General features: G+C 46.5%; 17 protein-coding genes and 1 pseudogene. 7 read left to right on the forward strand and 11 right to left on the reverse strand.

All coding sequences use genetic code 11. The annotated features are described in order from the left end of the window. Positions 1 to 111: 111 nt before the first annotated feature. The 3 genes from QUA33_RS19030 to infB form a co-directional block, all read right to left on the reverse strand. A complete protein-coding gene (locus tag QUA33_RS19030) occupies positions 112 to 336 on the reverse strand; it encodes a hypothetical protein (protein WP_333040946.1) in 225 nt (74 codons plus the stop codon). A 243-nt stretch (positions 337 to 579) separates the two neighbouring features. After that, on the reverse strand, positions 580 to 1,293 hold the full coding sequence (locus tag QUA33_RS19035; RefSeq protein WP_333150250.1) for a low-complexity tail membrane protein: 714 nt from the start codon (positions 1,291 to 1,293) through the stop codon (positions 580 to 582). A gap of 423 nt (positions 1,294 to 1,716) precedes the next feature. Continuing rightward, a complete protein-coding gene (gene infB / locus QUA33_RS19040; RefSeq protein ID WP_333150253.1) occupies positions 1,717 to 4,884 on the reverse strand; it encodes a translation initiation factor IF-2 in 3,168 nt (1,055 codons plus the stop codon). A gap of 54 nt (positions 4,885 to 4,938) precedes the next feature. Here infB and QUA33_RS19045 point away from each other — a divergent pair, with 54 nt between their 5' ends. Further along, a complete protein-coding gene (locus QUA33_RS19045; protein ID WP_333077133.1) occupies positions 4,939 to 5,226 on the forward strand; it encodes a hypothetical protein in 288 nt (95 codons plus the stop codon). A 74-nt stretch (positions 5,227 to 5,300) separates the two neighbouring features. Here QUA33_RS19045 and QUA33_RS19050 read toward each other — a convergent pair whose 3' ends face one another. The 6 genes from QUA33_RS19050 to QUA33_RS19075 form a co-directional block, all read right to left on the reverse strand. Then, positions 5,301 to 5,582 carry a YlxR family protein gene (locus QUA33_RS19050; protein ID WP_333066666.1) on the reverse strand — a complete coding sequence of 94 codons (282 nt, stop codon included), beginning with the start codon at positions 5,580 to 5,582 and terminating at the stop codon, positions 5,301 to 5,303. 279 nt (positions 5,583 to 5,861) lie between these two features. Next, a complete protein-coding gene (gene nusA, locus QUA33_RS19055) occupies positions 5,862 to 7,151 on the reverse strand; it encodes a transcription termination factor NusA (protein WP_172191969.1) in 1,290 nt (429 codons plus the stop codon). A 263-nt stretch (positions 7,152 to 7,414) separates the two neighbouring features. Beyond that, positions 7,415 to 7,882 carry a ribosome maturation factor RimP gene (rimP, locus tag QUA33_RS19060; protein WP_333040953.1) on the reverse strand — a complete coding sequence of 156 codons (468 nt, stop codon included), beginning with the start codon at positions 7,880 to 7,882 and terminating at the stop codon, positions 7,415 to 7,417. A gap of 325 nt (positions 7,883 to 8,207) precedes the next feature. Continuing rightward, a complete protein-coding gene (locus QUA33_RS19065) occupies positions 8,208 to 8,396 on the reverse strand; it encodes a hypothetical protein (RefSeq protein WP_333150257.1) in 189 nt (62 codons plus the stop codon). A gap of 198 nt (positions 8,397 to 8,594) precedes the next feature. After that, the gene (locus tag QUA33_RS19070) at positions 8,595 to 9,986 is read right to left on the reverse strand and encodes a response regulator (protein ID WP_333150258.1); all 1,392 of its coding nucleotides are present in this window, start codon (positions 9,984 to 9,986) and stop codon (positions 8,595 to 8,597) included. Further along, positions 9,983 to 12,808, reverse strand: a complete 2,826-nt coding sequence (locus QUA33_RS19075) for an ATP-binding protein (protein ID WP_333150260.1) — start codon at positions 12,806 to 12,808, stop codon at positions 9,983 to 9,985. Before QUA33_RS19075 ends, QUA33_RS19070 begins: the two co-directional genes overlap by 4 nt. Before the next feature lie 840 nt (positions 12,809 to 13,648). On the opposite strand from QUA33_RS19075, the gene QUA33_RS19080 reads away from it, so the two are divergent. After that, positions 13,649 to 13,801 carry a hypothetical protein gene (locus QUA33_RS19080; protein WP_333150262.1) on the forward strand — a complete coding sequence of 51 codons (153 nt, stop codon included), beginning with the start codon at positions 13,649 to 13,651 and terminating at the stop codon, positions 13,799 to 13,801. Here the strand turns inward: QUA33_RS19080 and QUA33_RS19085 are convergent. Continuing rightward, positions 13,798 to 15,171, reverse strand: a complete 1,374-nt coding sequence (locus QUA33_RS19085) for a hypothetical protein (RefSeq protein WP_333150263.1) — start codon at positions 15,169 to 15,171, stop codon at positions 13,798 to 13,800. The genes QUA33_RS19080 and QUA33_RS19085 overlap by 4 nt on opposite strands. A gap of 687 nt (positions 15,172 to 15,858) precedes the next feature. Between QUA33_RS19085 and QUA33_RS19090 the strand changes: the two genes are divergently transcribed. After that, complete coding sequence (locus tag QUA33_RS19090) at positions 15,859 to 17,358, forward strand: GUN4 domain-containing protein (RefSeq protein ID WP_333077140.1); 1,500 nt, start codon at positions 15,859 to 15,861, stop codon at positions 17,356 to 17,358. Positions 17,359 to 17,659: 301 nt separating this feature from the next. Continuing rightward, positions 17,660 to 17,839, forward strand: a complete 180-nt coding sequence (locus tag QUA33_RS19095; RefSeq protein WP_333077141.1) for a hypothetical protein — start codon at positions 17,660 to 17,662, stop codon at positions 17,837 to 17,839. Positions 17,840 to 17,967: 128 nt separating this feature from the next. Here QUA33_RS19095 and QUA33_RS19100 read toward each other — a convergent pair whose 3' ends face one another. After that, positions 17,968 to 18,495, reverse strand: coding sequence for a P-loop NTPase family protein (locus tag QUA33_RS19100; RefSeq protein ID WP_333150265.1), 528 nt, complete (start codon positions 18,493 to 18,495; stop codon positions 17,968 to 17,970). 356 nt (positions 18,496 to 18,851) lie between these two features. Here QUA33_RS19100 and QUA33_RS19105 point away from each other — a divergent pair, with 356 nt between their 5' ends. From QUA33_RS19105 to QUA33_RS19115, 3 genes and pseudogenes are all read left to right on the forward strand, one after another. Continuing rightward, positions 18,852 to 19,412 carry a nucleoside monophosphate kinase gene (locus tag QUA33_RS19105; protein ID WP_333150269.1) on the forward strand — a complete coding sequence of 187 codons (561 nt, stop codon included), beginning with the start codon at positions 18,852 to 18,854 and terminating at the stop codon, positions 19,410 to 19,412. Between the two features lie 103 nt (positions 19,413 to 19,515). Beyond that, positions 19,516 to 20,235: a ribonuclease PH gene (gene rph, locus QUA33_RS19110; RefSeq protein ID WP_333150267.1), complete on the forward strand. Its 720-nt coding sequence runs from the start codon at positions 19,516 to 19,518 to the stop codon at positions 20,233 to 20,235. A 432-nt stretch (positions 20,236 to 20,667) separates the two neighbouring features. Continuing rightward, positions 20,668 to 21,520: pseudogene (locus QUA33_RS19115) on the forward strand (IS630 family transposase). Positions 21,521 to 22,021: the final 501 nt, after the last annotated feature.

The following is a 22,021-nucleotide window of genomic DNA, read 5'->3' on the forward strand; positions in this document are numbered from 1 at the left end:
GAAGTTCAGCTCGACACTCGCTCTCGACACTCACATAGCATATTGGAGGGGATGCCAGCAGAATTGACCTGTAAAATTCACAAACCGTGGCCATATTTGGTTTTATGGTACTCAATAAGCCAAAGTTTCTAAAGTTTCCCGCAGATAAGAACGAACTTGCTGATCGATGGTGGCATTTTGCTGCTGACGCTCAAAATTGAGTTCTAGCTGCCAGCGTTGAAATCCTGAACTTGCGCCGATCGCGGATTTGAGACTGCCCCAGATTTCAGAATCTTCGCACAGCTCGATCGGCTCTGCGGCTTGAGGTTCTTGTGCGAGCGGTAGATAATTCGCCATATTGTTATACCTCTGTTTTAATCCCTTGTAAGGATTGAAAGCTGACCTTGACACTCTCTATTATAGATTCTTCTCTCCAAAGAGCCAACATAATATATCCACAACCTGCGATTAAAAATTAAATATTAAGACTATTAATAATCTCTATCTGAAGAGGGGCCTTACCTGTTTTTTTTTCACAGCATATATCTGTAAAAATTAAAGTAGCTTAAACTACAATTGTCCACCTCTTAATTTTTTATTTCACTTTTTTTTGCTCGACTGTTCGGGTAGAGATGTAACGCCTTTGCTATCAGCAGGTTTTGGGTTGACAATACTGCCGACTGAAGAATTCCCTATGCCGGATGCTGACCCAATTGACTCTGGGGGTGCAACCACAGTGGCAGTTGTCTCGGCTGCCAAAGCCGGCAAAAGTCGATCGACTTGCCAAGGCGCGATCGTAAAATCCTGCCGAATTTTTTCTAAAACATGAGGCTTTGTCGCTGCAAATTCTGATTCCGGCGTCAGCAAAACCGCCATGACACTAGCAGACACCTGCAAAAACAAATTGCTAGCGAAAAAAGCAGCAACTGCCAACAACAATCCAGCCCACCGCCAAGAAGGAGGAAAGGGAGCCACCGAAGCCGCCAGGGGAGCCCATCGGTAAAGCTGCCACAAAATTACTGCCAGCAAAACAGCTATAAAAAGAGCGATTCCTTGATTTAACTTAGTTTTAAACCGAGTCAGAAGCCGGTGCTGCACAGAAGTTAAATTCTGCGGTTTTACTGCCACAACTAAAATACTAAAAATGTAAAAAGGGCGGAACCACTGCATCCACAGCACAGGAACAATACCTGCTACACCCACTAAAAATATTTCTAACCAGACAGGGAGCAAGGGAGAACCCACTGCGAGTCCCAGCAAGCACAGTCCCAGGAAAATCGGCAGTGTAGCAGCCCCAGAAAGGTGAATCCACAAAAAAGGATCTGACCAAAAAGAACGCACTTTAAATAATTATGAGTTATGAGTTATGAGTTTTGAATTTTGAGAGTCTGGGACGCACTCTTGACCCAGAAACCCGGTGCGAAGAGTACATTTCTAACGGTCAAACCGAGCGTTTTGGGAGGAAACTCGGTTGATTTGCGTAAATCTTATTTTAGTTTTAAATTTTGAATTTTCAGCAACATCCAAGATGATTATGACCTTGTTAATTGCGAACATCTTTGCTTCTTCATTCTTTCCTCTATAATTAAAACCTTCTTCCTTCTGCTATAAGTTAAAAACCAAAGTTGCGAGTGATGAGTTTGGGAGTATTGAGTGAAGAGAAGAGTTGCGAGCGATCGGCAATTTGGTTGCGATCGCTCAAAACTTCTCTTCAAACCCAACACTCACCACTCAAAACTATTGAGATAGAGTCCGGCGCTTAGTAACCATGCGGTAGGCTTCAATAATATCGCCATCCGCCCAGTCGCTAAACCCGCTCAAGGAAATGCCGCATTCAAAGCCAGCATTGACTTCCTTGGCATCTTCCTTCATCCGTTTGAGGGAGTCGAGGACACCTTCGTAAACGACATTGTTGCCCCGGCGCACCCGCACCTTACAGTTACGGATGACTTTGCCAGAGAGTACCATACATCCAGCCACAGCCCCGCGACCGATCGCGAAGACAGCGCGCACTTCGACTTGACCCAAAGGTTCTTCCACCAATTCGGGTTCCAGCAGGCCTTCCATCGCCCCTTGAATGTCATCCAAGAGGTTGTAGATGATGCTGTATTCCCGCACGTCTACCCCCGCTTGGTCAGCCGCGAGGCGAGCGTCGGTGGCGAGAGTAGTATTGAACCCGATAATTACAGCATTGCTGGCTGCTGCGAGGTCAATATCCGTTTCTGTAATTTCCCCGGGAGCAGATAGCAGCAGTCGGAGTTGAACTTCTTTTTGAGGAAGTTGAGTCAGAGCGCCGACAATTGCTTCGAGGGAGCCTTGGACATCTGCCTTCAAGATCAAGTTGAGTTCCTTGAGAACGCCTTCCTTAGCTTGTTGAGAGAAGCCGCTGAGGCTGATCCGGCCGCCTTGCAGCAGGCGGGAATCTCGTTGGGAAGTAGCTCTTCCAGAGGCGATCGCCGCAGCTTCTTTTTCGTTTGCGAAGACATCAAACTCATCTCCGGCGCGAGGAACTTCCCGCAGGCCGAGCACTTCCACCGCGAAGGATGGAGTTGCTTGCTCTACGCGTTCGCCCCGGTCATCGATCATGGCGCGCACCTTGCCCAGAGCCGAGCCTGCGACCACAATATCGCCCACTCGCAGAGTGCCGTTCTGCACCAGCAGAGTTGCCACAGGCCCCCTTGCCTTGTCGAGGTGAGCTTCAATCACAGTACCCTTAGCCGGTCGGTGCGGGTTGGCGTTGAGGTCTTCCATTTCCGCCACTGTCAGAATCATTTCCAACAGCGTATCCAGGTTTTCGCCTCGGATCGCGCTGACTGGAACCATCGTGATATCGCCGCCCCAGTCATCTGCGACCAAGCCGTACTCAGTAAGCTCTTGCTTCACCCGTTCCGGCTGAGCACCCTCCTTGTCAACTTTATTGATAGCCACGACAATTGGCACTTTCGCCGCTTTCGCGTGGCTGATCGCTTCAATTGTCTGGGGTCGCACGCCGTCGTCCGCCGCCACCACCAAGATGGCGATGTCCGTAACCCGTGTTCCCCGAGCCCGCATCGCTGTAAAGGCTTCGTGACCGGGCGTATCCAAAAATACCACCTGCTGGCTCTTGCCTTCGTGTTCCACATCCACGTGGTAAGCACCGATGTGCTGGGTAATCCCCCCAGCTTCTCCCTGAGCCACCTTGGTTTTGCGGATCGAGTCGAGCAAGGTAGTTTTGCCGTGATCCACGTGGCCCATAATCGTTACTACTGGCGGACGGCGTTCGAGGTATTCCAAATCCGCTGCATCCAGCATCTCGATCACTTTGATAGCTGGGGCTACTTTTTCTGGAGTTTCCACCTCTACGCCCATTTCCTCGGCTACCATCCTCACCGCTGGAATGTCCAGGGTTTCGGTAATATTTACCGCAATTCCTTTAGAGAAAAGCCGCTTAATAATTTCGGTTTCGGGAACAGCCAGACTAAGTGCTAGTTCTTGAACGGTCATCGGCCTGCTCAGCAGCAGCTTTTCTGGACGTTCTACCTTAGCTTCGGCTGTTTTGCCCCGGTTGCCGCGTCCCCCGCTCGAACCCGAAGAAGAACTTTTATCGTGAGAAGGGCCTGGTCTCTTATTTTTTCCGCTGCTGCCGGGTGCGCCCGGAGTTGGTGTTGACTTGGGTGCTGCTTGTCCCTTCGCTTTAGCTGGGCGGGCTAGGGACAGGCTGACCGTGACTGGTGCTGGCAGATCCAAGCCGTTTTCTAAGTCATCGTCATCCTCGTCTATGGGTTTGAGGCGAGAACGTTTTGCCTTAACTGCCTTGGCAGCTTTGGCAGCATCTGAGTTTTCGTCATCATCTTCTTCCCAAATGACAGATGTCTTTTTGGCAGGACGAGGGAGGGAGGGCCTTTCGAGGAGAGGAATCTCCAGCAACGGCGTATTATCTTCTTCATTGTCATCAGTGTCATCCCCTATGGCTCCGGTGTCACCGCCGCGGCTACGCAGCCCGGTAGCTGACGTTGCGGGGGCAAGGCTCCGGCGCGGTCCACCGGGCTGTGGTCGAGCGGCCAGTGGAGTTTTGACTGGGCCACCAGCGCCTTCCCTGCGCGGTCTTTGCGTGTCGCGAGATTCGGTAGGAGATCCTGGTGCAGGTCTGCTGGGGCGGCTCGGTTTAGCTGGCGCTTCCAGAGTTTCTGACTGTTCTGATTGCTCTTGCTCGGTTCTTGCAAGTTTGAGTACCGGCTTGTTTCCCAGATTTTGTGGGGTACGGCTAGCCGACTCGGACGCCCCTCTGACTGGCGGGGACGTGAGTTTAGCCGAAGGCGCGGGAGGGGCGATCGGCGGTTGCGGGATGCGTTCTGGAGCCTTTTCCGACGGCGGTTGAGATGCCGCAGGTGCCTGAGCCTGGGCGGTGGTTTCCGGGGCGATCGCACCTACATTTTCCGACACTTCTGACGGAGCTGCGGAGACTGCGACATTTGGCTTCGACAGTACAGGTCTATTGATATTCGGTTTAGCTGGAGGCTGGAGTTGTTGAGCTGCAGGCGACTTGGGAGGAGTTGCCACGGTTGCCGCGGGCTGGTTTTTGTTCTCCTCGTTGCCTGCAGGCTGGGAGGAAGCACCAGCCGGCCGTACTTTTGGACTGCGTATTTCTAAAATTTGCTGCTTTTTTTGTTGGTCGTTAGGGTGAGGGCCAGATTCTCTAGATGGCGCTGCTGCTCTTTCGGGTGGAGCTGGCTTGCCGGGGGAAGAGTGGCTGCTGGCTACGTATTTTTCCGCCGTTTTGCGAATGCGCTCTGCTTCGGATTCTGTAATTGTGCTGCTGTGGCTCTTGACTGAAATATTGAGCCGCTCGCATACTGCCAAGATGTCTTTATTATCCAAATTTAGTTCCCGTGATAATTCGTAAATTCTTACTTTGCCGTTGTTCATCCACTCTGCCCTCTTTTATGCCAACCAGTTTTTACATTGTGATTTTTTGTGCTAATGACGACATCATTCGGTGTGATTGATTCAGTGTCAGGAATCGGGGTTGCGGTACTCTCTCAGCAATTTTATCTAGAAAGATGCAACTCGCTGAAGTCTGCGGTTGAAGAATTCTCAAGTCTGTTTGGCAACTTGGAACTCCGAAGTCTGAGTTTTGGCAAAACCCACTCTCTCAAGCTTCAAAGTTTGCCTTTCCACCTTGAGGATACCTCTGCTAGTACCCTACCCTTATCTAATCTGACACAAATCTTTCCAGACTGGTGGGCAGATCGGATTGGGGTTTTATAGCTGGCGCTACCGGTAATTACTGGTAGGGCTGCCAAGAGGGTTTATACAGTCGATGCCGAACTATTGTCGGTTTTTCATCCGGGTGAGCCAGAGTAAGATGTACAGTCAGATGTGGCTAAACGCTGCCAAAGTGTTTGGTACAGTTCGTCAGACACAGGCGCTTTGAGCGATCGCCCAAGTCGATTTTTTTTCTGAGCTGCTTTGAGGCATTCTGTTTCCCGACAAAGGTAAGCAGAACGGCCCATGCCACGATCTAATTGTACCTGATGAGAAGGATAGAGCCTGACTACTCGCCAAAAAGCTTCCTTAGGAGCTATTTTTCGACAACTTGCACAGCACCGGTAGTTCGGTTTCATTTCTTGTGAGAGGGGGAGTAGGGGGAGAGAGGGGAGTAGCGGACAAGTCCTGCTTGTCTCCCGAAGAGAGAAAATCTTATGACAAGGACTCAGAAGAAAGAATTCAGAATTCAAAATACGCTATGCCCCAAGTCAGGGGCAACAGTCACGGAAAAAATTTTTGCGATCCCCGATTTTAATCGGGGACTTTCAACCTCGATCCTCCATCCTGTCGCACAGAACCCATTCTGGATTCTGGCTCCTGAATTCTCAATTCTTCTTCGGTAAATGTCACAGTTTTTAGACTGCGGCTTCGGTTTCCTCCGTGGCGGCTGCCTCCTCTTCCTCAAATTCTGCGGTTTCCTCGTCGCCGTCGTAGTCCCCCGCTTCGTCTGCGTCGTAGTCGCCTGCTAGTTCTTCGAGCCTAGTTGCTTCTGCGGCCAATTTGCTGTCTTCGGCCGCGCGATCGTACTTAGCAATATCTTTGATATCGATTTTCCAACCTGTTAGGCGGGCTGCGAGACGGACGTTCTGACCTTCTTTGCCAATGGCAAGACTCAGTTGGTCTTCAGCGACCAAAATGTGAGCTCTCCTGCCTTCTGGAGCAACTAAACGCACTTCATCTACTCTAGCGGGACTCAGAGCGTTGGCAATATAAGTTGCTGGGTCTGGAGACCAGCGGATCACGTCTATTTTTTCGCCGCGCAATTCGTTGACTACTACCTGAATCCGCGATCCCCGCGCTCCGATGCAGGCTCCTACCGGATCTACGTCGCGATCGAGAGTATCAACTGCTATTTTAGTCCGGGGGCCGACGTGCCGCGAGGGCGGATTTGCCTCCCTGGCTACGGCGACAATCCTCACCACCCCGTCTTCTATTTCTGGTACTTCGTTAGCAAACAGGTACACCACCAAACCTGCGTCTGCTCTAGAAACAAGTAACTGCGGCCCTCTAGTAGAGCCTTCGCCTACTTTTTTGAGATAAACCTTGAATGTAGCGTTGGCCCGGTAATTGTCGTTGGGCAACTGTTCGCGCTTAGGCAGTTCGGCATCTACTTCTGGCTGACCGAAGCTGCTGGTGACTGCTAAAATTACCGACTGCCTCTCAAACCTGAGAACTCTTGCTTGAAGAACCGTTTCTTCTAAATCTTTAAACTCTTCCTGAATCATTTTGCGCTGTTGGTCGCGCAGTTTTTGAGCCAGGACTTGTTTGGTCTGGATCGCGGCCATGCGACCAAATTCTTTTTGATTTGGTGTTACGTCTACGAGCACGATGCTCCCAGGCTGAGCTTCCGTGGCTACTTCTTGCACTTCCGTAAGTGAGATTTCGTGATCGGGATTGATGACTTCTTCGACAATAGTTTTGTTGGCTAAAACGCGGAAACCTTCTTGTTCTGCGTCGAGTTCTACATCAAAGTTGTCGAAGTATTCTTCGCTGAAGTGATCGAGTTTTTGGGTACGGCGGTAGCGTTCGTATCCTTTGAGCAGGGCTTCTCGCAAAGCTGCTTGGACTGCGTGTTTGGGTAAATTGCGTTCTTTGCTAATACCTTCGACCATTTCTTTTAGTCCGGGCAGGGGAACCATTGACATATAAAACTCTCCTTTTTTGCTGTGGTAATAAGTAACTGGTAATCGGTAATTGGTACTTGGAAATTTTCCAGAAAAAGTGATGACAGAAGAGTGATGAGTTACTGAATAGGATTAGGGTAACTCGGTGCTGTAACAATTTATTTGTTATTCCTATTCAACCCGCTGCTACAGATATGATTGTTAAAAATTAACTCGCAGCCAAGCGTTTTCAGCTTGCTGCGAGGCAATCTCAAAACTCAACACTCAACACTCAAAATTTCCCTTTACATCTCCTTTCCTTCGTCTAGTTCAACTTTGACAATCTGAGGGCGGGGAATTTTAACCTGTCGCCCTTTTTGATTGAGATAAACCGCTGTTTCATCCCGGCCCAGGAGTAGTCCTTTCCACTCTTTGATTCGCGAGTCCGGTTCGGTGGTTTTGGCTGTCACGGGGAAACCTTTAAAGGTAATGAATTCTCGATCGCTGCTGAGCAATCTGGATATTCCGGGACTGGAAATCTCTAGCACGTAGGCATCGGGTATGATGTCGGCTGCCTCTAACTCAGCATCGAGGGCTGTGCTCATGCGCTCGCAGTCGGCTAAACCAGTGTCTTGTTGGAGGTTGCGGATGTCTACCCGCAAGACGGGAGGATTTTGGTTGGTGTGAAACACTGCTCCCACTACTTCCAATCCCAGTGTTTCCGCAACGGGGGTAGCTAAGTCAATGATTTGTGGGATTAGGGGATGAGTCATATCGAATACTTAAGTTAAAACTCCTAAACTCGGACACGGGCAAGGAAAAATTTGGTGTTGAGATTGCTTGGTTTTGAGGTGGTTTGATTAGGTGGCTGCGACTTTCGTCTTCAACTTTGGGACTTACCCAACATCCCAGCAGGGATCTCAAGCGGGGGGATTACCCCTACTAAATCAGTCCTCAACTTGCAAGTCAGACGCCCTGAGCTCTTTTCCTGCGACTAATGCAACAAAAAAAGTGGGCTTGACCCACTCCTAGGTAAAACAATTTCTTCCAAGAAGTTTGAGGACTTCTTCCGATCGAAGGGAGGCCTCTGTTCTCAGTTTAGCTCGATCGCCCGTCCGGTGACAAACCGAATCGGCATCGGCGGACTGTCCGAGGGCAGAAGAGGAGAGCTGACAGGGGAAATAAGGACGACTTCATCACCGTTTTGGAGTGGGGTGGGGCGAGGGCAAATTCCTGGTTGATACCGAAGCCGGTGCGATCGTCCCTAAAACTGTTGGCGATGGTCACTCAGGCGTTCTAGGACTTGCGATACGGGAGTTTCTTTGGGAAATTCTCATTTTAGTTCGGACAAGCCCTCTGCTTCTGGATAGGTGGCGAAGAGTTTGACAGTGAGGGTGATTGGTAGATTCGACATGGGCGATCGCCAAATTAACGGTATATTGACAAAACAGCCAAACTAAGATTCACCATAAAAAATCCCCATTACTAATGCTGAATAGGAAGCTCAATTACAAACTCTACCCCCCATTCGGGCGAGGAGATGCAGGTCAGCGTACCACCATGTTTTGCTTCTACAATCTCACGGCTAATAGACAAGCCTAAACCTGTCCCTTTACCCACTGATTTTGTAGTAAACATCGGCGTAAATAAATGCTGCATTATCTCCGGCGTTATCCCCAGCCCATTGTCAGCAATCCGAATCACCACTCTGTCGCCCTGAAGCATTTCAGTAGATATCCGAATCTGTGGATTGTCATTGCTCTGTTGCTTTTCCCCGCAGAGCGGACAACTGATCGTAGACTCTTCTAAAGCATCAATTGCATTCGCTAATACATTCATAAACACCTGATTGATTTGTCCGGGATAGCACTCTACCAGCGGCAATTTGCCGTACTCTTTAATAACCTTAATAGCTGGGTGAGTGCCTTTACCTTTCAATCGATGACCTAAAATCAACAGGGTGCTATCTAGCCCATCGTGAATATTCACGGGCGTTAATGCCGATGTATCCAACCGAGAGAAATTACGCAGTGACATAGAAAGATTGTACAGGCGCTCTGTTCCTACCGCCATTGAATCAATAATTTTTGGCAAATCTTCAGCAATAAAATCTAACTCAATCTCCTGGGACTTATCCTCAAATTCTGATGTCGAAATAACGTTGTGCTGGCCAAGCCGAGTCATCCCGATCAAATCGGCAATATATTCCTTGGCAATAGGAATATTATTGGAGATAAAACTAACTGGATTGTTAATTTCGTGAGCCACCCCAGCTACAAGTTGACCGAGGCAAGCCATCTTTTCACTTTGAACGATTTGCACTTGAGCTTTTTTAAGATTATCCAAAGCTTGAGAAAGTTCAGCCGTTCGTTCTTCCACTCGTTTTTCTAACTCCTGCGCGAGCTGATGTAACGCTGCTTCTGCTGCGAGCCTGTCTTCTATTTCCCGTTTGAGAAGCAGATTTTTATATGCAAGAATTTTAGTAAGAGAACGCAGTTTTAAATGAAGGTGGACGCGAGCTAACACCTCCTTTTGTTCAAAGGGCTTAGTAATGTAATCCACCGCCCCTAGATTAAAGCCTTTGACCTTATCTCCTATGTCAGAAAGAGCGGTCATAAAAATAACGGAAATTTCGTTTGTCAACGGACTTGCCTTCAACCGATGACAGGTTTCAAACCCGTCAATTCCAGGCATCATCACATCTAACAGAATCAAATCAGGCTGACTATATTCAGCCTGTTCGATGGCAGTTTCGCCATCAGTTGCTACCAAAATCTCCCATCCTGAACCCGCTAAAGCTTCAGAAAGCACGTCCAGATTGCTAGGATTATCATCGACGATTAAGATGCTACTTGTTTCCATATTTGCTGCCTTCATTCTTTTTCTATTCTGTGGGATGTAATAAACTCTTTGATTTTTTTGACTTGATAACCTTGGGCTAACTGGCGCAGCTCAACAGCAAAGGGTACAAATTGTCTATCTAACTTCTCTAGGTGCTCACTGCGCTTCACAATTCCTTTCACGTTGCCTCTCATCGCCAGTTCAAATAAAAGTTCCATTTCTCCTGGCGGGGGCGCTACTACAGAGGTCGAGTCAGAAAGTGATTGAGGATCTGAGGAAAAAGGAATAGTGCTGATTTTTTCATTTTTTCGTTCTTCATATATCCATTCAAGTTTTAAATACTTTTGCAATATCTCAAATAGCTCTTCTGCCTGCACTGGCTTACCGACAAAATCGTTGGCTCCTCCCTCCAAACTTTTATGTTGGTCGGTAGCAAATACACTGGCAGAGGAAGCAATGATTGCCACGTCTTTATAGTGGGGCAAATTTCGGATACGGCGCATCATCTCAAAGCCATCTAACACTGGCATCACTAAGTCAGTGAGAATCAAATCGAACTTAAACTCTTCTACTTTTTCTAAACCCTCTTGACCGTTTTTAGCTTCGGTTACTTCAAAGCCGAGGGGTTCCAGGAGATTGACAATGACCGAGAGATTTTCCCATTTGTCATCCACAACCAAAACTTTCTGCTTTCTACCTTGGTAGCCAACCAGCTTTCTTTGCTTGGCAAGCGTGGCTGTATTTGCCCAGTCTGCCGCTTCCGGTAAATCCAAATCTAGCCAAAAAACACTGCCGACTCGTGACTGACTTTTTACTTGAATTGTACTACCCATCATTTCGACAATTTTCTGGCTAATTGTTAAACCGAGTCCTGTTCCTTCCGCCTGACGATTGCTGTCTCCTACCTGTTCAAAAGGCAAAAATATTTTTTCTAATTGTTCTGGTGTCATACCAACGCCAGTATCTTCTATTTGAAACCGAATTTTGTGAATTTGTGAGGCTGGCTTTTGGTCATTGGTTTGTACCTTTTCACCTGTCCCCTTTTCCAGATGTTCTATCTTAAAAGTTACTCGTCCCGAGTCTGTAAACTTAATTGCATTGCTCAGTAAGTTAATTACTACCTGTCGCAAGCGTTTCTCGTCAGCGTAGATGCCAGCAGGGATTTCCGAACTGGGTTGATAAACAAAAGCAATTCCTTTTTGTTCGGCTCGGATGCGGCAGATTTCCGCGACTCCCTGCAAAAAGGAAGGAAAATGGAAATCTTTCGCGTACAGTTCCAATTTCTGAGCTTCAATTTTAGCGAGGTCTAAGATGTCATTAATCAGGGTTAACAGGTGGGAACCACACTGGTGAATAATACTGATGCCTTGGATATCTTTCGGAGCCATCGTTTTTGAGCGTTCTAGGATTTGAGCGTATCCTAAAATGCCATTGAGTGGCGTTCTCAATTCGTGACTCATATTCGCTAAAAATTCACTTTTAGCTTGGTTGGCAGTATCAGCGATGTGTTTGGCTGCTGTGAGTTCAGCGGTGCGTTCTTCTACTCGGAGTTCTAGCTCGGAATTGGTCTTGGCTAGCGCCTCAAAGGATTCGCGCAACTGTTGTGCCATAAGATTGAAAGACTGACCCAAAACTTCTAGTTCTTCTACGCCTTTTACCTGGACATTTTTCTCTAAGTCGCCACTGGCGATCGCCCTAGAAGCTGCGCTCAAACGGAGAATCGGGCTGGTAATCCAGCGTGCGGTTAAGATTCCCAAAACGGTAGCTAGCGCCAAGGCTCCCAAACACAACAAAATGGTAGTCTGGGTATTGGCGTTAATTTGATCCATGAAATCGCTTTCAGGAACTACGACGACGATCAGCCAGTCCAATCCTCGGCTATCCTGAAAGGGCATAACTTGGAGGAATTGCCGCTGGCCGGCGATCGTAAAATCCAATTGCTGAGAGCTATTAATTTTAGTGAGGTCGCCAAAGTGTTCTTTTAAATGCGCTGTTGTCAGCCGAATTAAATCATCTGTGCTCTCTAAAGCATTCAGGCGATCGAGCTTGTCATTGTTGGTGATAAATGCTTCTTTGAGAGTTGAACTGGCTACTAGGAGTCCAGAACGTTCCATAATGAATGTTTGTCCTGAACGACCAATGTTTAAGCGGTGCAGGAAGTCACTGAGGAAAGAGATCAGAAAATTAGCAACGAATACCCCGCGCAGTTCGCCACTTTCGTCATAAACAGGATGTCCGGCAGGAAGCGAGAGCGTTTTCTGACCTGTAAGCGAAAAAATTTCGCTCCATGTGGGCTTGCCTAAGCGTACACTGTCTTTATACCATGAACGGGTGAGTATATTGTAGTTGCGGGAGACTTTTAAAAGCTTCGTTTGATTGCCTTTGCTATCAGATTCATAAATATGAAGTTCATTGGAATGGTCTTTGTCTGCTATTTTAAAAACTACTTTGCCATTCTCTTGGCGTTCAATGGCAATGAATTCTCCAGTTTTAGTAGCAAAACCCATATTGGGCAGAGAAGGAAAGGCTTGAATTTGCTCCCACAAATAGCGCTCCGTACTCTCCAATTCGTCGGGATTTAAGTATCCTAGGCGAAGGGCATTGGCATTCAGTTGATTGACGCGAGGGGCTGTGTCTAGGTAAGTGTTGAGCTGCTGCTGGATGCGGGCCGTAATTTCACTCCGCAACTGGCTAGCAACTTTGTTGACTGCTTTTTGCCCGTTGCGTAAGGAGAGCCAGCCAGTGAGCCCGACGGCAGCAAAGATTTGCACGACGAATGGCAATACTAAAATCAGGCGCAGGGACACCTTTTTTTTTGAACGGTTTGACAGGAAAGTGGTTGGAGAGGTCTGTGACATTTATTGGTGTTACTCCTGGGGTAACGAGTTGGCTGAAAATTTTCAGTGGATTTAGTGAAATGAGGCTGAGGAAATATATATTGAAAAGCAATTTATAAGAGTTAGTGTAAATTTTTAGAAAGTAATTTACTTGAACAAGCATTGCTACTTACGTATTTTCCCTGAAAGCTTTATAATTATAGCTGACTTAAAATGCTGACGCGCCTTATTTTTTTCTAGCAGTTGTAATTTTTTATTGCTTAGCAAAGCAGTTAGAAATCCTATCTAGTAGATTACCTCGTTTAGAGATATTTGTAGTAGTTTTTAACTTTACTTTACACAGTGCTACTAAAAAGTATAATTTAATCAAACTTACATATAAAGTGATATAATATACGTCTAAAAAAAATTGACCTTTCTCGCTAAAAAAATGACACGCAGGCCGCTGAGAACCGTAACGGCGGTCTAACTCACTAGCGCGCTGAAGATTTGATGCACAACCCTGCAGATGACTCTCGTAGAGAATGCCATCGCAAATGAAACTTTACAATTCCCGCAAGTTTCATTTGCAAGAGTTACAGCAGGGTAATTGCTAATTGCTAATTGGAGAAGAAAAAAATAAGTAGAGCGCTGGAGCAGAGGGGATTATGACAGAGGAGAAAGCTGAGGCTATTCTTTTAATTCTGCGACACTATCTCAGCTTAATAGTGAATTTGGTATTAGAGGTGAACACATTGCTGGCAAGGATTTTAAGGTTCTTCAAATCCGAGAGGCTAGGGTTTGTCATCAGTTGATGTAAAGGAAGGTAAAGGAGAGATATAGCCGACTAGAAGGATTCGCTCGGCATGACAAGTCGCTGTTATGCCCTACGGGATTAACAGTGGGAAAGGATCGAAGATTTGTGGCGCGGACGTGAAGGTGATGTGGGTGGGACAGTCTGCTTACAATTGGTTATTCGTGGAAGCGGTCTTGTACCGCTTCCAAGGGGGCATCGCCTGGGGAAACTTGCCCTAACGCGGGGCTATCCGTTGCAATTCTTTGGCTTGTTCTAAAATTTTCTCGAAGTCTTCTTCGCTCAACCGCTGAATGTAGTTGATTTTAAACTCTTCTAGGAAGTCGCACAGCAGCAGTTGTATTTCTTGCCAGGTTTGCTGCTGTTGCAGTTCGGTTCCTAAAGCTTGCCCGAAATGTTGGACTAGCTGGCTGGAGAGTTTGATGCTTATGGGGTCTTCGCTGGCGATTTTGAAGGCTTCGTAGGCATCTTGGGGGCCGAGGGTGGCTAATTTTGAAAGTTCTGCAACTAATTGCTCTGCTAGCTGTCGAGGCAGGTTTCCCAGGCCGGGTACTTGCTTCCATCCTTCATACAGGGGGGATTGTTTGAGGAAGGTTTCAATATTGTACCGGAGGAGGGCTTCTAGGTCGGGTTGGAGTTGCGGGAGGACTTTGTAGACGGTTATTTGGACTAGATGGGTGGCGATCGCTTCTATTTCATTGATATTGTTGATGTCTAGATAGCGCTGTTTTTTAGATTGAAATAGTTGACGAGCCAGTTCGCCGGTGGTAATTGATTGTTGCATCTGGTTGATGAGTTGAATTACTACAACTTCGGTCAATTCTTGGGCGAAGTTGGCGACGAAACCTCGGCTGATTTGGGTGCGTATGGGTTGGAGATCTGGCATTTTGGCTTGGTGGATGCGAATTGTGACGGGTAATATTCGCAACAGGCGCCAGAATGGGAGGAGCAGAAAGATGTCGTACCATCGCCAAAGCATAGCCGATCGCCAAGTGACGCTGCGGTGGCGGCGGCCGATCAAGTAGGTACGGGCGAGAAATTCGATCGCGAATATGGCAATGAATGGCAGGTCGATTTGCCAGAATTTATCGGTAAATTCGCCGTTTTCTCCGATCTCGCGGTAATAGTTAGTGGCGATTAATGGCTTGATTTTGGTGTCAAACCACTTGATTTCTTTTTGCCAGCCTTGTTTGTTTAAATAGTCAGGACTCCAGAATGTTTGGAATGATTTTTTAGCGGAGCCTTGCGGATTTGGGACGCGATCGCGCATCCGGTCTTTTATTTTTTCTAGGGTGCCGCTTTTTGATGCTACTCGAAAGGGATCTTCGTCGATCATTTTCGCGCTCAGAGTGTTTATTTCCTGCAATTTTGCTGCTACTTGGGGAGAGGGCAACCCTGTTTGAACTACTTGAATTTTTAACTCCTCTAAGGTTTCTAGATATTGCTGGGTGTCTCGGTGGGGTTTAATTCCTTTAAATGGGTCGTATACTTGAGTTAGAACTGGCAGTTGCCGGAGGTAGAAATCTCGACCGGGGACGTAAGTTATGTCAAATAATACTAGACTTAAATTTCCTAGGGCGACCAGTGCCATGAACCGCTCGAACCATGGTACTTTTGGTGATTTTATGCGGGAGTTTGGAGTGGGAGAGGGCTGTAGTTTTGGTGTCACTGGCGATTCCTAATTAAGTAGACCGATCGAATTAGATATAACTGGTAATAGCTGAAAAAAGTAAACAGGGAAAACTGGCTAAGTGTCAGGTCTGGATCGGGTTGCGATCGAGGAAGCTATTATTGATTTTAACGTGCGTTTGTTGGGGATTTTTGGATTGTTAATTATGCCTGGTTAAGTTAAAAATTATCCGGGTAAGATATTAAAGTAGATCGAACTTGACGGAAGCTGTGGCTCCCGTTAGCGTGCTTCTCTCTGGCAATAAAATTATATCTCAGGCGGAATCCTCAGTTTTTTTGGCGTTGCAGAACTCACGGGGCTGGTAATAAATTACTATTTCTGTTTGATCTGGTGGCTCTTTGACCGCTAAATCAAATGTTTTGCACGGAGCGGAGTCTAAGGTTAGATATGGACTTCGAGTTTGAGGTCCAACCCTCAAGAGAGTTATACTTGCTCAGGGGCAGTCTGGTGAGAGCGCCCCCTCCGATCGCGAGGGTGGCTGCCGTCTCCGTAAGGTTCGAGGTCTCGCCTCTACAAAAACCAGCTCGCGATCGGACTCTTGAATAATATAAAACCCTGAGTATAATTTTGTTCGCATTTTTTTAATATATGACATACTGCCTTAATCTCGATTGCCCAAGAGACAAGCGTCAGAACCCACCAGGCACAAAGTATTGTCTTAATTGTGGTTCAAAGCTGCTGCTAAAAGACCTTTATTCAGCAACTGAGCCGCTGCGCGACGGGGGATTTGGTAGGACTTTTCGAGCTGTTAATCATGGAAAATTTGAGGAATTGTGCGTGATAAAACAGTTGTCACCCCCTCAAGAATTTCAGCGGAAGCCCGGTCATTTTAAAAAATATGTTCGACTGTTTGAACAAGAGGCAAGGCGGTTATACGAACTGAAGCACCCGCAAATTCCTCAGTTAATTTCTTATTTTGAGGAAGATGGGCGCTTGTATTTAGTCCAAGAGTTTATTGATGGCAATAATTTAAAGGATGAGTTAGATAACTACGGTGCTTATAGCGAAATAAAAACTTGCGAACTGCTGTTAGATTTGTTGCCTTTACTGAAGTTTGTTCACGACAGAAATGTAATTCACCGCGATATTAAGCCTGAGAATGTGATCCGCAGATCTCGCGATCGTAAGTTAGTGCTAATAGATTTTGGGGTTTCTAAACAGGTAGTAGCTGCTGCTCCGACCAAAACAGGAACTAAGTTGGGAACTCCCGGCTACGCGGCTCTTGAACAGCGTCACGGTAGGGCTGTTCCTGCTAGCGACCTTTATAGTTTGGGGGTGACTTGCATCCGCTTGCTGACTTCTGTTATGCCTTACCTGGATATCTATGGGGACATTCACGATGACCTTTACGATCCACTTGAAGGCCGCTGGCTTTGGAGGGAGGCTTTGCCAAAAGGAACACAAATTAGCGAGGATTTAGGTCGGGTTTTGGATAAGTTGATTCAGGAATATGTTAAAGATCGCTACAAATCGGCTGTGGAAGTTTTGGATGCTTTAAAACCTCCTGTTGTTGTTGTCCCCGTGCTGGAAAAGTCGCAGCAGGCAACTGTTGTTAGTCCTTCGGTTCCGACTCAACCTGTGACTGAGACTCCGCTAATTTCTGTGAATTTAGAGTCGGAAAAAGGTATTGATTATTCTCACTTGGCAAGGCTGCTGGCTGCTAAAAATTGGCGGGGTGCTGATGAGGAAACTTCTGCGAAAATGCTGGAGGTGATGCAGCAAAATTCACGGGGTTATTTGAGCGAGGAAGATATTAGGAAGTTTCCAGCTAAGGATTTGCAGACTATCGATCAACTTTGGGTGCGGCACAGTCACCGCAGATTTGGTTTTTCTGTGCAAAAGGGTTTGTGGCTCAAGTTGGGGGGAAAGCCTGGTGTTTATGATGCTACAGTTTGGGAGAAGTTTGGCGATCGAGTGGGCTGGCGGGTTAACAGCCAGTGGGTATACTATTCGGAGCTGAATTTTACTTCTAAAGCAAAGCCTGGGCATTTGCCGGGGGGGACTGTTTTTGGGTGGGAAGGCGGGGTTTTGTGCGGTGTTTTGGGTTTGGGTGGGATCTGGTTTCTGCTGTCGCGGCGGGATTTGTAGAAGGAAGGTAGAAGGTAGAAGGCAGAATTTATTAGTCAGGCTGCACCCCAAGCGAAGTCGAAGTGTTTGTCATGAAATAGTTTTGAGTTGGGAATTAAAGAGTTAACAAGTTTTGAGTTTAATCATCTGTTATGTAGAAAATAGCTCTAAAAAAAGCGAAAAATAAGATATAATCACAAACCCTTTTTTTGTGCTATGTTCTTAGAGAAGGGCAAGTTTGCAAAGTCAAAAGCCAGTCCTCGACCGTGGCCAACCATGGGGACTGGCTTTTGCTCCAATTTACCAAGGAGATTTATCTAGTATGTTGCAAGAAAAACGTCTCAAGCCGTGGACTATAGTTCGCTCGCTTCCAAATGTGGAAAAGGTGGTTGTGGGTGAGTTTCGCAGTTGGTCTGATGCAGACGGTCACTTGAAAATTCTCAAGCGGATGGTGCCGGCGGATCGATTGAGTGTTGTTTTCGATCCGGTAGTTCAAGCGTAACGTCGCTGGTACATTGATCAGCGTGCGATCGCTCTTTGAGCTAAGCGATCGCCTCTTTTTCTAGATACTATTTTTTTACATAAAAAATGCGACCGCTAAAAAAGCGATCGCAACTTGAATCATTGTCCTTAACTGCGGCGAATTTCAGTAATTTGGTCGGCAACATCCAAAATTCTTTGGGGCATGGATGGCCCGGTAAAAATCATATCCAAATGATGCGGCTTGCTGTCAATCAATGCCACCACTTCGGCTTCGGGAATCAACCCCAAATTAACAGCTAAACTCAATTCATCGAGAATAACTAAGGAATAACGACCTTCGCGCACCGCATTTTGAACATACTGCCACAATTGTTCGATCGATCGCGTCTCCAGCTCATCTAAATCGGCATTCTCAATGCAGCGTGACAAATCGCAGCGCACCCAATCTAAATTTTGCCCCAGCCGCACCGGATGCTGATGCCCTTGATTAATTCCCCCTTTGAGGAACTGCACCGCTAGCACGGGAGATCCTTGTCCTGCAATTCTGAGGGCCTGAGCCATGACACTGGTAAAAAAGCAGCGGTGCGGGCCTGTAAAGACTTGCACCAGCCCTTGAACTGTGTAGGGCAAGCTGTGGTTTAAATTTAGTTTAGGGGTTTGTAACTGAGCAACCATAGGGCAATATTTAATCAGCAACTAAGTCTTGAGTGCAGCTCCGACCTTGGCGTGGCTGAAGCCTGCTTGACAATATATAGTGTACGGGGCCGAGTGCACATCGGATCGAACACTAGATATACAAGTTGTCAAAAGCTCGCGGCAGTGGCATTCGCAGTCGTTTGTTCGATTTTTGAACTCAATTAGCACTTACAGAGAAACGGGGTTTTTTAGGAAAATACGGCGTGGAGCTTGACATTTATACAGTTATAGGGTGAAAAACCAAGGTGATGAGAGTCTCGCTGCGTCTAGGGCTTTTCAGAAAAGGTACACACATCGCGTAAAATTTGAATGTCGCGGCACTAGGAGCAGGGACTGTGAGAGTGGTGATTCTGGGAGGGCCAGGAGCGGGAAAGGGAACTCAGGCTGAACTACTGTGCAGCAATTTGAGCCTTCCTTTGCTGGCTGTGGGGGACATTCTACGGGAGGCGATCGCAGAAGACACAGATTTAGGCAAGCTGGCGGCGTCTTATGTCGAAAGAGGGGAATTAGTTCCCGACGCAACTATGATTGAATTCTTTCGCCGCCGACTGCTGCTGTGGGATGTCTTTAATGGCTGGGTATTGGAGGGCTATCCGCGAACTGCTTTTCAAGCTGAGGAGTTGGATTTTTTATTAGAGGAGTTGGCGCAGGAGCTAGATTGGGCGGTTTGGCTGAAAGTGCCGATCGAGGTTTTGCTCAGCAGGTCGATCGAGCGCGATCGATCGGATGACCATCCTGAAATTTTACAGCGTCGGCTCGATTTGTTCCACGAACGCACTATTCCCCTTTTAGAGTATTACGAATACCGCAACAAACTGTTAACTGTTGATGGCGATCGATCCCCTGAACAAGTCCAGCAGGATATTCTAAAATTGATCGAAGCTAAGGACAAATAGTAATACCATTTTAGATTTTAGATGGGAATGAATGCTTATTTAACGAGTCAAAAAAAGCCGGAATATCAATGCCCAATTCCCCATTATCAATTATCTAAATATTATGTCTTTCCAGCGTCCTGACGGCAGACAACCAAATCAACTTCGTCCGATTAGTTTCGATCGACAGTTTACCAAATTTGCTAGCGGTTCCGTACTGGCGAAAAGTGGCGATACTCAGGTACTTTGCAGCGTGACAATCAAGCCGGGAGTGCCTAGGTTTCTGGAGAATACGGGACAAGGTTGGCTAACAGCGGAATACCGAATGTTGCCTGGTTCTACGCCGCAGCGACAAGAGCGGGAATTTATGAAATTATCGGGACGGACTCAAGAGATTCAGCGGTTGATTGGGCGCAGTTTGCGATCGTGCTTGGATATGCAATTATTGGGAGAACGCACCATACTTGTCGATGCCGATGTTTTGCAAGCTGACGCGGGGACTCGCACGACTTCAATTACTGGCGGGTTTGTGGCTGTGGCTGATGCTTTGAACAAGTTGGTGCAAAAAGGTGATTTAGTGCGATCGCCCTTGATTCGCCAAGTTGCTGCCGTGTCTGTGGGACTTTTGGAAGGGGAGCCGTTTTTAGATTTGAATTATCTTGAAGATGTGGCGGCGGAAATTGATTGTAATGTGGTAATGAATGGAGATTTGAATATCATTGAAATTCAGGGAACTGCGGAAGAGGGAAGTTTCAGCCGGAGTCAGTTAAATCAAATTTTGGATGTGGCAGAAATAGGGATTCAGGAATTGTTGGAGGCTCAGCGACAAGCTTTAGTGGAGTAGGTACATCTAGTTGCTGATATATTTAGTCGCGATTTTCCTGTAAATTTGCTTTTAGTTTTTGTACTTCTGTTAATAGCTGGAGTTTAGACTAAAAAATGGTCGCAGCTAAAACTAGCTGCCTTTGAATAGAAGGCAAGCTGTTGCTCAAAAATTCAATAGGTAGAAGATTAAACAGCTAATATTGAACACTTTTTGCTTCGATAAACCCGTTTTTTAACAGTGGGATAGCACGGTGACTTAGTACGTACTTTTCCTTTTTCCCAGCCGGGGGATTTTCCCCTCTGTTTAGGCATTTTCGTAGGAGTACCAATGTCAACTAAAACCGACAACATTGATTGGGCAACACGTCCAAGAGTTATAGTTATTTCAAATAAGTATGAGACAATTTAAAAATGAGGTAAAATGAATAAAAATAGTGAAGCCGCTAGGAAAATGTCTGACAGTATTGATTGGAGAAAAAGAGTAGTGGATTATGTAGAAAATGGCGGTCGTATCGCTCAAGCGATCGGACTTTTTCAGGTAGTTGTGGCAACGATATATCGGTGGCTGGGTCGGACAGACCTTAGAGCCACACAGGTAAAAAGGCGTAAGAGAAAACTAGATGGGCAAGCCTTAGAAAAGGAGGTAAAAGAGAATTCAGATGCCAGATTAATCGACAGAGCCATGAAGTTTGGAGTAAGACCAAGTGCCATATCTTAGGCTCTTAAAAAATTTAAAATTACTCGAAAAAAAAACAACTTCGTTACCAGGAGAGAAACCGAGAAGCAAGAATGAAATACTACAGATATCTGAGAGAATTGATTAAAGTATCTGGAAGTCAAAGTCTGGTTTTTATTGATTGATGAGTCAGGATTTGAAGAGTTTCACGATTGTGCATTTGGCTGGTCAAAAAAAGGAAAAAAAATCTGGGTGAAAAGTCCGGCAAACGGGGAATAAAGAGAAAATCTAGTAGCCGGAAGACGCAAAGGAGAAAAGGACTTAATTGCCCCAATGGTTTTTACGGGAAGCCTCAATGCAGAAGGCTTTGAAGGGTGGTTATCTTTATATTTATTACCCTCTCTAACAAAGCCATCTATATTAATCATGGATAATGCACCGATTCATCGAAAAACAGCGATTCGAGAACTGCTAGAGGAAACGGGTCATCAAGTTCTTTTTCTCCCGAAATATTCTCGCCTATCTGAACGATATTGAACACGATTTTAGTGCCTTAAAGCGAGCCAGAATGTATGCTCCTCCTGGCACATCTTTAGATGAACTCATCTGTGCCTACTGCGCTCAATAGTGTCTCTTTTTTATTTGAAATGACTATATTTATTACATCTTAGCAAAACTTAGCTTTACGAAAGGCACTTAGGGGATGAGAACGCCTCTGAAACTTTGATTATAAGAGCATTAAGACTGCTGAACTACGAAAAAGATAGGGGATTATTGACAGGTTTATTCACTCATACGATCGGTAGCGAGCGCCCGATGCAGCCTCATTTTCCACGAGAGAAACCCAAAAAACATCACCGAACACACCGACTCCGATCTTTTTTGAGGTATATCAACTCAAACCGTAAGTCTTGTAAGTCTTTCCACTTGCTTGTCACCCCGTCAAAACGCTCGCACCCGATCCCAGGGCGATCGCACCTTCTCACCCTCACTTTTCTACAACCTTCTCCTATCGCTTGCTTTAAAAGTTTTTGAAGTACGTGAAGCGAAGCTAAGCTGTTCGACATCTAAACTGCATCAACTCGCGTTACCTTTGTTTTTGATCTTTCGGTTCCATTTCATAATTAAT

Source organism: Microcoleus sp. Pol14D4, assembly GCF_036701245.1.
Lineage (GTDB): Bacteria > Cyanobacteriota > Cyanobacteriia > Cyanobacteriales > Microcoleaceae > Microcoleus.